This window comes from Candidatus Hydrogenedentota bacterium, from assembly GCA_035416745.1.
GTDB lineage: Bacteria > Hydrogenedentota > Hydrogenedentia > Hydrogenedentales > SLHB01 > UBA2224.
This window is the reverse complement of the sequence record DAOLNV010000017.1, coordinates 59,390-71,271: the sequence shown is the minus strand read 5'-3', so window position 1 is coordinate 71,271 and position 11,882 is coordinate 59,390. Positions and strand designations below refer to the sequence as shown.

At 63.0% G+C, this 11,882-nt stretch carries 8 protein-coding genes; 3 read left to right on the top strand and 5 right to left on the bottom strand.

Going from position 1 to position 11,882, the window contains the following annotated elements; genetic code table 11:
- Together PLJ71_08070 and PLJ71_08065 are read right to left on the bottom strand one after the other, a co-directional pair.
- Positions 1 to 2,337: hypothetical protein (locus PLJ71_08070; GenBank protein ID HQM48631.1), on the bottom strand; the 2,337-nt coding region annotated here is incomplete at its 3' end.
- Between the two features lie 62 nt (positions 2,338 to 2,399).
- Positions 2,400 to 4,121 (bottom strand): hypothetical protein, encoded by a 1,722-nt coding sequence (locus PLJ71_08065; GenBank protein ID HQM48630.1) that lies wholly within the window; start codon positions 4,119 to 4,121, stop codon positions 2,400 to 2,402.
- A gap of 142 nt (positions 4,122 to 4,263) precedes the next feature.
- Here PLJ71_08065 and PLJ71_08060 point away from each other — a divergent pair, with 142 nt between their 5' ends.
- Positions 4,264 to 4,542: a GxxExxY protein gene (locus PLJ71_08060; GenBank protein ID HQM48629.1), complete on the top strand. Its 279-nt coding sequence runs from the start codon at positions 4,264 to 4,266 to the stop codon at positions 4,540 to 4,542.
- A gap of 62 nt (positions 4,543 to 4,604) precedes the next feature.
- On the opposite strand, the gene PLJ71_08055 is transcribed toward PLJ71_08060, so the two are convergent.
- Entirely contained in the window at positions 4,605 to 5,717 is a 1,113-nt protein-coding gene (locus PLJ71_08055; protein ID HQM48628.1) for an aspartyl protease family protein, read from the bottom strand.
- Positions 5,718 to 5,964: 247 nt separating this feature from the next.
- On the opposite strand from PLJ71_08055, the gene PLJ71_08050 reads away from it, so the two are divergent.
- Positions 5,965 to 7,911: a carboxypeptidase-like regulatory domain-containing protein gene (locus PLJ71_08050; protein HQM48627.1), complete on the top strand. Its 1,947-nt coding sequence runs from the start codon at positions 5,965 to 5,967 to the stop codon at positions 7,909 to 7,911.
- A gap of 26 nt (positions 7,912 to 7,937) precedes the next feature.
- Here the strand turns inward: PLJ71_08050 and PLJ71_08045 are convergent, their stop codons facing one another.
- Together PLJ71_08045 and PLJ71_08040 are read right to left on the bottom strand one after the other, a co-directional pair.
- Positions 7,938 to 8,402, bottom strand: a complete 465-nt coding sequence (locus PLJ71_08045; GenBank protein HQM48626.1) for a YbaK/EbsC family protein — start codon at positions 8,400 to 8,402, stop codon at positions 7,938 to 7,940.
- Between the two features lie 214 nt (positions 8,403 to 8,616).
- On the bottom strand, positions 8,617 to 10,314 hold the full coding sequence (locus PLJ71_08040) for a hypothetical protein (protein HQM48625.1): 1,698 nt from the start codon (positions 10,312 to 10,314) through the stop codon (positions 8,617 to 8,619).
- A 166-nt stretch (positions 10,315 to 10,480) separates the two neighbouring features.
- On the opposite strand from PLJ71_08040, the gene PLJ71_08035 reads away from it, so the two are divergent.
- Positions 10,481 to 11,882 (top strand): right-handed parallel beta-helix repeat-containing protein (locus tag PLJ71_08035; protein HQM48624.1); only part of this gene is annotated, 1,402 nt, incomplete at its 3' end.

Here is an 11,882-nt window from a genome sequence, read left to right as displayed (position 1 = left end):
CACGGCGCCGTGGACCAGCCCCCGCGCGGGGTCCAGGAAGAACGCCGCGGGCGCGCCGTTCACAGTCACCTGCGCAATCCCCTTGCCGCCCGTAGCGATGATTACCTGGTCATCCAGGGTCGCGGGCCCGTGCAGTTTCAGCTGCAGGGTTCCGGCCGCGGCGTCCCACTGCTCGGAAAGCCGCTTGCCTCCCCACTGGTGGCAGGGGGCATTTTCGGGCACTTCCCGTACATAGAACAGCCGCGTCTGGGTCGGGGCCAACGAAATATCCGCGAGGTGAGCGAGGGCGGCTTTGCCCCGCGCAACCGCCGAGATCCGCTCATGCACGTCGTAGATGGCGAGCAGCCGGTCCCCTGCCAACGGAGGAAGTATCGGCTCGGTAAAGGCCACCGATGTTGCAGCCGGCGCGGCGCCCAAGTTTGATACGGCGAGAAGGGCTTCGTTCCAGACGCGGTTGTGATAGAGCGTGGCGTAGGTCTCGGGTGCTGTCGCGGCAAATCGCGCCTGCGACGTGGCGAAGTAGTAGGGGTTGGACTCGTACATGCCGAAGTAATGCTGCGCGGCATTGAAGGTTTCGACGAACAGCAGTTCATCGGCGCTGACGCCCGATGCGTAGGGGAACTTCTCCGGCCAGAGCCGCCAATCGAGGTAGCTGTACTGTCCGCCGCCCGTCAGGAGGTCGTAAGCATAAGCGAGTTCCGCGCCGCAGCGAGTCTTTTCCGTGTCGCCTGCCCAGAGGCAGCCCTGGGCCGGCAGATTGTGGTACGACCCGTATGTCACCCAGTAGGACTCAACGGAGGGGAACGTATACCCTTCGCCGAAAAGGTGGCAGTCAAAGGCCGAGATCGTGGGCAAGATGAATCCGTGGCTCGAATGGTCGATCAGCACCGCGTGCGGGACCTTGGTCAGCAGTACCTGGCGGCGGCGCCAATTGACATCATGGAGCTCGATGAGACAGTCGTAGATCTTCTCGGGGTGGCCGTGCTCTTTCCAGAGCGAGCAGTTCGCGTAGGGAAGGTTATCGTCGATATACATGCCATCGACGGGATATTTCTCAAGCATGGCGGCGAGCGTGGCCATTCGGTAATCGGCGAGGCCGTTGGGCGACGCCAGACAGGTGGACATCAAGTCGCAGTAGGGGTCCATCTTGGCTGTGTACCGCCCGCCATAGTTGAAACCCTGCCAGAGCGCCCATTTGCCCGCGGCGGTGAGCTCCTGCACGCCCGGCGCGTTGGCGTACATGAGGTCCGCGTTGGCTGTCCAGATGAACAACATGCCCGAGTCGTGCACGGTCTTTAATACGCGGTCAAGTTCTTCCGCGGGCGGACGCGGCTGGCCGGGAGTGCCCAGCCGGTGCATCTGGAACAGCGTGTATCCAAGCCGTGCAGCGGCGCGGATCTCGTCATCGGACGGGTAGGGGTTTTGGGCATCGCCAATCCAAATGAACATGCGCAGATCGCGCCACCGCGGATGGGGCAGCCGGTTGGGGGCTACCGCCAGGCCGAACCGGAACGTGAACGCTTCTCCCGCCCGCACTACAAAAGCCTTGCCGCCCGGCTCAACACGCACGATATGCTGTGTGAGTGTTACCGACGCGTTGCCCTCTGACGATTCGCTTACGGCGAGCACGGCGAGCGGGGCGTCGGCGGGTTGCCGGAACGTGCCGCCGCGATCCGTGAATATCGCCAGAGCGGCTTCGTGGCCGAACACTTCGAGACACGATGTGAGCGTGGCCAGTTCGACGGTTTCCCCGGCCTCGGGCAGGGCCCCCTGAAAACAGTCGATGCCATCCGTGTCCCGCCGCTTGTGGAGGTAGTGGCTGAACCGTCCCGAAGCGCTGGCCTCGAAACGGAGCCCCTCGCTGAGCGAAAAATCCTGGGCAGGGCGCAGCGTCATCTCAGACACCATGACGCCGTCGTTGTAGAACGCCGTTTGCAGGGTGTAGGGGACGTTTTCCCGGAGCGTGCCTTCCGTCTTCAGCACTACCTTGTCCGTTCCCTGTGCGAGGATTTCGGTTGTGCCGCTGGCGGATGCGGACAGACGCGCGCCGTCGAACCACAGCTCGGCAGGCTGCCGGAGCCGCACGACCGGTTGACCTTCGCGCGCCGTGTCGAGCGCTGTGATCGCCCCCGCCGTTCTGTCGACGGTGTAGCGGAACACCGGTCCCTGAACCACGACCGCCCTTTCGTCAGCCGTGCATGACAGCTCTTCGGAAGGCAACGGTTCTCGAATAACTTCCGTGACCGTTCTGCTGACCGGCGGCGCGCCCCATGCCGCTCCGAGACTCACAGAAAGAGCGGCGAAGACGATGACTGCAAACCGCAATGATCCTGGCATCGCGCGGGACCTCCCCCGTCTTCGTGCATTGCCGCCCTGCGAGAGACGCTCGCTGCGGCGTTTCACGAGGATGATTTCGGGAATGTGACCTGAGTTCTTTCGCCTTTGCCGGCTTCGTCCCCGGCCACGAGCCAGGTCCGGGGCGAGCGCTGCATGATATCGACCGGCTGCGCCACCTGATGTTTGATCGCGGCAATCTGAGGCACGAGTTCGCGATGGGGCAACCCCAGCAACTCGATGGGACCGCCGAAGAACGCCATCACCGTGCACACGTCCGGGCTCAAGCTGCGGACGCCCGACGTGTCGAAGCGCACAGGGCCCGCCGCAATCTGGTATTCCCAGAGCCTGCTTGTGCATCCCGCCGCCTCCAGCCAGTCTTCGAGACCGTCTTTCAGGGCGGTCGCGGACGACGGAAACACCGGCAGGTCTCCCGCAGCTTCGGCCACGACCTCGTGGGCGAGGGCGTCGGCCTGGGCACGGGTCATGTTGAAGGCCCGGAGCACCTCATCGGGGATGGGGGATTTCTGAACCACAAAGAACTTGAATCCCCATCCGGCGACCTGGCGCATGTTGGCGACGGCCTGGGCCCGCCCTTCCGGATGCGACAGGTTCAGCCATGTCTGCCCGGCCATCGCGGCCGAAAAGGCCTCGCCGCCCTTGGTCGCGGCCAAAGGCTCGACCGTGATACCCGGGGCCATCTCCATCGCGCCCAGCGCGGCGGCCACGGTCTGCATCGTCTTCGGATATCGGGGCCGCGCGCCTTCCAGCGAGCCCGGGCGCGATTCCCACGCGGCGGGCACCAACGCATAACGCACTCCCGCTTCGGCCCACTTCGCGGCTGCGGCGTAGAGGGCGTCCGCGCCCGAGTCTTCCTCTACGGTGCACCAGCAGCGGGGAGCGTCCGGTTGCGTGCTCGGTCGCGGAAGATTGCTCCGGGTCCACGTGAAATACGTTTCGACTTCTTCTGGTTTAGGAACCGAAAACGTCACAAACACCGGATCGGCGCTCAGACTCTTGCCGGGCTCCAATTTGACGGGCGGCTCGAATACCGAGGCGATATCGCCCTGCCATGACCCGCCATAGGGTTCGAGATTGATGCCCGACCGGGCGATATTCAGCGGCAACACTCCGAGGCCGATAGTCTTTTCCTTCGCGGGGTCGTGAAACAGCGCCAGAGACGACTTGGCGCCGCGATCAAAGACGGCGTAGCCCGCGCGCATATCGATCCGGCGAATCGCCGCCTGCATCTGGCCGCTTACGTTCTTTATGCAGTCCGGCCCGAAGATGGCTGGACTCATCTTGGCGATTTCGATGGGTGCCTGGCCGGTATTGGTGACTTCCATGCGGATGATCAGGAAGGGGTACTCATTATGAACGGAAACCATGTGGCGGACCTTGATGCCATTGCGCTCGGGCAGGTCGGCGCAAAAGTGGTTGCCGGAACCCATGGGCGTATCGAAATGCTCGCGGTCCGCCTCGCCTTTATCGAAATCAACCAGTCTTGTCTCAGCGCCGTCGGCAAAGGTGATCGAGGCCCTGGCCTTGTCTATGAATGTTCCGATCCCCTCGAATTCGATGCTCCACTCGGCGTTGTCCGACCCGTACAGGAACCGGGCATTGGCTTGATCGAACGAAAAGATGTAATGCTCGCGCAGGTCCCACGGTTTTGCCGAGAAATCTTCTTTTTCCGCCGCCGCAAACGCGGGCAGGGCGACAAGAACCACCAGCACAACGGACAAGGCACACGCGGGAACAAGTCTTGACAGGGGTCGCAGGCTCATCATAAACAGTCTCCAAGAGGTTGCAAGCGCATGAGGTTTGCTGTATGCGTACTCTGTTACCGGTTTTTCAAGGCAGGATTATACACGATACGCGTTCAAAACCCGACAAGAGCCCCCCGACCCCGATCGCCAGATAGGAAAGCCCTTGCTGGAGGGATCTTATTGTCTCCATAAGAGACAAGAACGAACTCACACGGAGACACAGGGAACACGAAGATCGAATCCTCCGAAACAGAATGAGATAGGAAGCGTCATTGTGGCTTGCGCGGTGGCGCTTCATCGAGAGACGGGTCCCGGGCTGTTGGAAACAGTGTGCGAAGCGGTTCTTGCACGCGATTCGGAGGTCCGGGGTCTGCGCGTGGCACGGCAAGTTCCCATCCCCATCGAGCTTCGCAGGCGCCATTTCTCTCGTGTCTTTGTGTGAGTTTCCCCAATCGCGGGGTTATCCGGATTTGGGTTCGGGACAATACCCTCCCGACTTCCTGGCTACAGTGCCTCCTCCACTGCAACACGGAACACGAGTACTTCGTCGCCGCGCTGGACCGCCACATCCAGAAAGGCCCCCGGTTTGCCCGTCAGCGCGCGTTGCACGTAGTCGAACGACTGCCCCGCCATATCGAGACCGTTGACCGACACCAGCAGGTCTTCGGGCAGAATCTCCGCCATCTGCGCCGGGGAATCTTCCGCGACGAAAAAGCTCCACAGCCCGTCTACGCACTCTGCTGGGGCCAGCCCGGCGCTGCATACGGGCGGGTCGGACCACGGCACGGGCACAAGCGGCCGAAGATAGAGCATCTTCACCTCGCGGTCCAACGCAACTTCGAAACGCGACAGAAACCGCATGCCCAGCCGGGCTCCGGGTTCCTCCGAAAGTGAGCAAAGCGGCCCATTCACCGTAATATCGCCCACCGCGCACTGCGTAAGCCGAATCTGGGTAGCGCTTTGGACCGCTCCCTCGTTCGCCGCCCGGAGCCGGGGCGTGCTCTCCGAAAACAGGCCCCACTGCTTGAGAAGTGCTTGCGGTATGGCCAGAGTCCCGCTGAATGCCGTGTCCACGGCGGCGTCGACGGTATATTCCTTGTCAATCGTGACCGTGACGCGCAGTACGCCGTCGTCGGCCGTTTTCATGGGAACGGCAAACCACTCGGGCCCGGTTTCCGGCGGGAAGCGCCCAATCGTTTGTTGCTCGCAATTGAACAGGAAGCGGTCGGGGAGACCCGGAAGCCCGAGAATGCCCGCCACCCGCAGACCGTATGCCGCTTCCATCGGGCTCAGGTCGGCAGCATAGGCGTTGCAGGCAATCGCGGGGCGCCCCGCAACCTCGAGAGACTGGATCCGGACCGGCTGCGCGGAAAAATCCCCCAGTTGTTCCGGCTCGCCCGTCTCCGGCAAGGCCAGAGTCGCCGCAATGGGGGCGTCGAGCGCAACATACGGCGCGGCGGTGTCAATGAGAAACGGATACGGGCCGACGCCGTTGAGCCAGACCGGCACGAAGGCGCGTCCGCGTGCAAGCGTCAGGCCGCGCGCCTCGGGGGGTGCGGAAAGCGGCTGACCGACGAACACAGCCGCCGCAAGTATGATACGCATCGTGGAAACCATGGCATCCTCTCCCCGAGTATACCAGCCGGGCGGGGTATTGCCATCATCGCATCCGCGGAATACCATGGAGAGGAGCTGTTGCGCTGTGTGGAACTCCACGCGAAGATGCCGGCATTAAATGCATGTGAATTGAATCCTGGCAAGGGCGGTTGATTCCTATTGTCTTCTGGTTGTTGTGGTGTGGACACTCTGCCTGCTTTCCGGGGCGGGCCTGGAGCGCGCGGGGCGTCCGGGAGAGAGGGCGGGTATGTCGCAACGGCGCCATTTCGCGTATGTGGCCGCAGGGGTGGTCGCCGCGATCGCGCTGGTGGCTGGTTTGCGCATATGGTGGCGCATGGAAATCCCCGTGCCCGGGGCCGCGCCGCCGGTCGAGACCGCCGAGCCCGAAACCGCCGCACCCACCGTTGAAATTGCCCCTCCGGCCGGCGAAACCCCTTCGCCTCGTGTAGAATCGGCTCCGCGGGCCGAAACGTCCCCGGCTCTGGCGATATCGGGTTGCGTGCGCGATACGTTTGGCAATCCCATTCCCGGCGCCGTTGTGGCGTGCGCAGGGGAAGACGGCATGGAATCCCGCTCCGATCGCGAAGGCCGCTACCGCATCGAGGTCCTGCCCAGCCGCATTTTCGCCGTGACCGCGACGCACCCCGCCTATTTCCCCGAACAGAAGGCCCCGGTGCCGGCCGGAACGGAGCACGCCGATTTCGCCCTGCCGCTGCGGGCCCGGCTTGAAATCCAAGTCGTGCGCAGCGATACCCAGGGGCCGCTGGTGTGTTACTTCATCAACTTTCGTCACACCACGGAGGTGCGGCACTCAACAGCGCGGGGGGATGGACGAGGCGGCGGGTTCGGCGCCAAGGTCGAGGACCCTGCGGGAAAGGCCGCGATTCCCGATCTCGAGCCGGTCGCGGGCGTGTTGCGGATCTGGCAGGAAGGCTACGTGGAACAGGAGATCGCGGTGTCGGCCGAGGAGCTGGCCAACACGCCCCACAGCGTTGCTATAGCTCTTGAGCCTTCCCTGGACGGGCTTGAAGGAATCGTCGTGGACACTCGCGGCCAACCCATCCCGGGCGCGTATATTCTCGAAAACCGCATGTCCTGGGCGGGGGACGTGCCTCAAAAGGCGGAAACATATACGGGGCCTGACGGCCGGTTTCGAATCGGTCCCACGAGGGAACCAAAACAGGACATCATAGCCTGGCATCCAGAGTATGCGCCGGGCTATGCCACCATCTACCCTGGCACGCCGCCTCATCAACTGCTCCGCATTGTGCTGCAGGGCATGGCGGCCGTGCGCGGCCGGGTAACTCTCGACGGCGAACCCCTCGAAAAATGCCAGGTGGTCGCTTTCTACAAGGGCGAGCGGGCGCTGGATGAGAACGGGAAACACACCGACGCCGACGGCACATACGAGTTGACGGGTCTCCCGCCGGGGCTTGCCCAGGTCCAGGCACGGGTCGATGCGAGCGCCTGGGGCGGCAGTGGCGTCGATATCGCCCGGACGGCCGAGCTCGTGGCGGGTGAAGTCACACTGGTGGATTTCGAGTTGCAGCGGCCCACAGGCATGCTCGAAGGGCGGATAGTGATGGCGTCCGGGGCCGTCGAAGATGCGGGGGTGCGGCTCGAACTCGAAACCGAGCAGGGCAGCGTGCGGTACGAGGCGAGTGTTGAAGACGCCGAAGACGGCGATGGCGGAGTCGCATTCTACCGGATTGAGAATGTGTTGGCCGGCAAAGGTATTCTGTATGTCGCGGCAGGCGATGAATCCGAACTTTTCTTTCGGATCACACGCCATGAGGTGACCATGCCTCCCGGCGGGCATGTGGTCCGCGACATCACGCTCAGCGCGAATTGCGGGGTAACGGGGCGCGTTACCAACCGGGAATCGTGCGATATCGTGGGGGTCGTCGTGCTCGAAGGCGAGTCCTCCCTGACAGCCTACGACGTCGTGTCCGGATTCATGGAAGAGGAAGACTTGGAGTCGGTCCCGATCGCCGCGATAACCATTGTTTCGGGCGGCATTTTCGGCAGCGGAAAAGAGAACCCCACGGGTGAGTATGCGGTGCAAACCTTGGACCCCGGCCGCCACACCGTTCTCGCCATCGGTATCGAAAAGGACGCGTTCACTTCCGACCGCGCCTTCGTCACTCTGCGCACCGGTGAAACGGAAACCGTGGATTTGGCCCTGCGTGAGTGAACGGATGGGCCTGCGTCAAAGCCCGGTCACTGCATCGAAGCCTTGAATACCTTGGGTTTTGCCAGCCGCTCGAAATCCCTGTAGGGGAGTCGAATCACCTCGGTGTGCGAGCCCGCGTTGAAAGCGATGCGGCTGCCTTCGGTCAAACCTTCCTCGATGTAGACGTCCATCCCGTAGAGGTTGCCGAAAGGCGGCATCGCGCCGGGCTCGCAGTCGGGGAAGAGCCCTTTGAATTCCTCCTCGGTCGCGAGGGCGGCGTTTTTCGCGCCAAGCCCGCGCGCGAGGAAGTCGAAATCGACCTTGTGGTTCGCGGGCAACACCACCATGGCCATTGCCCCATCAAGCTTGACTATGACTGTTTTTGCCATTTCTTTGCCCGATATGTGGGCCGAAGCCGCGACCTCCTGGGCGGTATAGGCCTTCGAATGGCTGATCGTCACATACTTGATGCCCTCATTATCGAGGAACTCCTTCAGTTTGCGCACCGGCATGACGCCCTCCCTTCCCTTACCTGAGCGCAGCCCCAGGGATACAAAGGTTTCCTGAACCGCATGCCCGAACAGCGCCAGTTTACCACGAAACAGCCCGAAATCGGGACTGATCCGAGGCCTCCCGAAGCCGCGTGGGCCGTCTGGCGCAAGGCCGGACGCCAGATCCGGAATACCCGCGCCTATCGTCTTTGGCGGGGGGGAGTTACGGCGCGGGTTACTGCTCGAACGATGCGCTGTACGAGGAGCGCGCCCACATGCCGACGCCGCGCGACTCGATCGCGCCGCCTGCCGTGTAATTCGTGTACGACCCGTACAACAGGTCGCCGCACCGGCGCAGGTGCCATATGGTGTCTCCGAACAAATCGGCCCCTCGCCACTGCCAGACGATATCGCCGGCCGCGACCTCGCCGGTCACGTTGAAGAGGCGGCGGCGGGACTCGCCCGCGAACCGCAACGCGCCAAACCCGCTGAATGGGGCATTAACCGACGCTTGGTTGGAAACGGTAATGACCGCCAACTGGGATTGTTCCGGTTCCACTGCGCCAAACGTGTCTACGTAGGCGGACGCCCACGTGCCCCGTAACGTGCCCGCCGAGGTCATGATGCGAAATTCGGCGTGGCCCGTGCTGATGGGCCGGTCCTGGCTGCCAATGAAACGCTGGTACGAGCCCACGAGCAGGCCCTGAGCGAGACGGAGGTCCCAGAAAAACGAGCCCGTGAGTCGGCTCATGGAAAGCTGCACCTGGGTCCCGATCATGCTGCCGCTTTCGATGTTGTACCGCAGGAACGACGGCTGGTCGTCGGCTTCATCCCGAATCAGGGCGTATCCGGACACGGCGCCCCCCGTCTCCGCGCTAAGATTCAGTATCGCGACGAAATCCTCAGGCTGGTTGGGGGACTCGATTGTCCGGTCGCAGAACGAGCCGGCCCATGCCCCGCTTATCGCGGTGAAAGCTTGTTCCGGCGCGAGCACCCAGGTGGTATGGCCAAAGCGAATCATCGAGTCTGACGCATCAAACTGGGCGTAGGCGGTTTCCATGATGCTTCCGCCAAAGAAGCCGAACCAATCCACCTCATTTTCGAGCAGGTCCAGCCCGCCAAAGGTCAGGCCGACCTCCGTTCCCGAAATACCGCCGCGCGTAATGTCGAAATTCACGCCCGGCGGCACTCTTCCGTGTTCATAAAATGTGCCGGCGCCGGACAAGCCGGCTTCGGTTATGACCGGGGTGACTGACGCGGTCCGGGAGTACTGGGGAAACCCCGAGTACCCGAATTCGTCCGTGTACGCCGCCGCCCAGGGGGTACTATCTGGTACACCGGTGGACGCCTTGCGCCATACGGCGTGACCGGACCGCGCGAGCGTCCCCGTGCCATCGACCGCCACGTACATCCCGGCCAGGCGGCTCCCAGCCAGGCGCACGTACCAGGTCTGGTCCCGGTCGAGGCCGCCGCTGCCCGAGCGCAGTGTGAAGATGGCATCGTCGCCCGACGCCGTACCGGTCATTTGCACACTGATGCGGTTCGACGCGGTCGGACCTTCCCGGAATACGCGAAACAGGATCCCGCTGCCCGAGATGCTGGTGTCGTTCTGCTGAATCTTGAGACTGGCCGCGTATTGAATCTGGCCGTACTGCGCGCTCGACGTCGTACGGTCATCGCTGAAACTCGCAATCCAGTTTCCAGCGAACCGCGCGCTTGACGTGCCGCCGCCGCCCGCACCTCCGTTGGTGTCGCCGCCGGTATCCCCGCCGCCGCCACCGCCGCCGCCCCCGTCAGTATCGCCACCGGGCTGATCCCCGGAATCCGGCAATGCAACCTTGATGTCGAGGCCGCCACCCTCGCATCCCGCGCCCAATACCAGCACGAGTATGAGGGGGATTATGAAAACGCTGTGGCAAAGCGCTGTCCGCACAGATCTCTCCTTTCCAAGCCCACGCAGCAGATAGTATAGGCGCATACGCCTCTCGGGGCAACTGCAACAAATCGCGCACCGGTTTGTTTGGGAATATCTTCGTTTGTTAAGGTCTTTGTGTGCATTGCCGGCCGGTGAGCTGCATCGGGGGGATGAGGAAAGAGCCATGGTTAATCGCGCGATTATGTTGACATTCACGGCGGCGGCCCTTCTTGCGACGGGTCTGGCATGGGCCGCGGTCAACCAGGACACGCTGGACCGCGTCGCCGCGGGTGAACTGACCGAGGCGAAGGCGTCGTGGTGGGGTTTTGACCCGGAGGATGCCACCGACGTGTTGCAGGCAGCCATCGACTCGGGCGTTGCCAGGCTCACGGTGGACCACGTGGGCCAGCCGTGGGTGGTGCGCCCCCTCCGCTTGGCAAGCAACCAGGAAATCCTGTTCGAGAAGGGCGTCGAGGTGGTTGCCAAACGGGGCGAGTTCAAGGGAGGCAGCGACTGCCTGTTTACGGCGTCCAACAAGCAGAACATCGCCCTTATCGGCTACGGGGCCACGTTCCGCATGCACCGGTCCGACTATGACAACCCCGAGTTGTACAAGAAGGCCGAATGGCGGCATACGCTCAGCATCTGCAGCAGCACGAACATCAAGGTCTACGGTTTGACTCTCGCCGAAAGCGGAGGCGATGGCATTTATCTCGGCACATCCACCCAGTGGGTCACCAATAAGGATATTCACATCAAGGACGTGGTTTGCGAAAGTCACTATCGCCAAGGCATCAGCGTGATCACCGCCGAGAATCTGCTTATTGAGAACACGGTCATGCGCAATACCAGGGGCACTCCCCCGCAGGCGGGCATTGACTTCGAACCCAACCATCCCGAAGAACGGCTGGTGAACGTGGTTATGCGCAATTGCCTGACCGAAAACAACAACGGCGCCGGGTACGTGCTCTACCTGCGGCCGTTGCGGGCGCATTCCGAGCCCCTCTCGGTAAGGTTCGAGAATTGCCGCGCGCTCAACGACCACAACGTCAGCGCGGGTGTCTACAACAACAACGCTGCCGGCGCGGCCGTGACCGGCAGCGTCGTGTTCGCCAACTGCGTTCTCCAGGGCAGCGGCCGCGCGGGCATCTCGATAGGCGACAATCCGCCGTCGGGCCTTGCCATCCGCTTCGAGGACGTCACCCTGATCAATCCGGCCGCGGAAGCGCGCGCGACTTCCCCGGTTCAGTTGAGCAGCCATAATGACGCCGAGCAGCCGGTGGGCGGCATCGAGTTTGTCAACGTGCGCATTCAGGACAACATCGAGCGCACCCCCATGACGTATCTTGACGGAACCGGCGGGCTGCCCCTCGAGCAGATCAGCGGCGCCCTTGTCATCGTGCGAGGAGAGGCTGAGGAGACCGTGCCGCTCAGCCGCGAGATGCTCGACAAATGGATGCCGGTCACTCCCGTCAAGCGCATTCCGCGCGTAAGCCTTGAAGGGTGCGCGTTGAGGCCGCTGACGGACACGCCGCCGAGCGCGGGGTACGGCTTTGGATACGCGCAATTGCGCGGAGGCGCGCGGT

What these genes read in the sequence shown, in the direction of transcription:
- PLJ71_08045 (HQM48626.1), bottom strand. Translation starts at nt 8,402, where the DNA reads ATGCCGGTGCGCAAACTGAAGGAGTTCCTCGATAATGAGGGCATCAAG.
- PLJ71_08065 (HQM48630.1), bottom strand. Translation starts at nt 4,121, where the DNA reads ATGATGAGCCTGCGACCCCTGTCAAGACTTGTTCCCGCGTGTGCCTTG.
- PLJ71_08055 (HQM48628.1), bottom strand. Translation starts at nt 5,717, where the DNA reads ATGGTTTCCACGATGCGTATCATACTTGCGGCGGCTGTGTTCGTCGGT.
- PLJ71_08050 (HQM48627.1), top strand. Translation starts at nt 5,965, where the DNA reads ATGTCGCAACGGCGCCATTTCGCGTATGTGGCCGCAGGGGTGGTCGCC.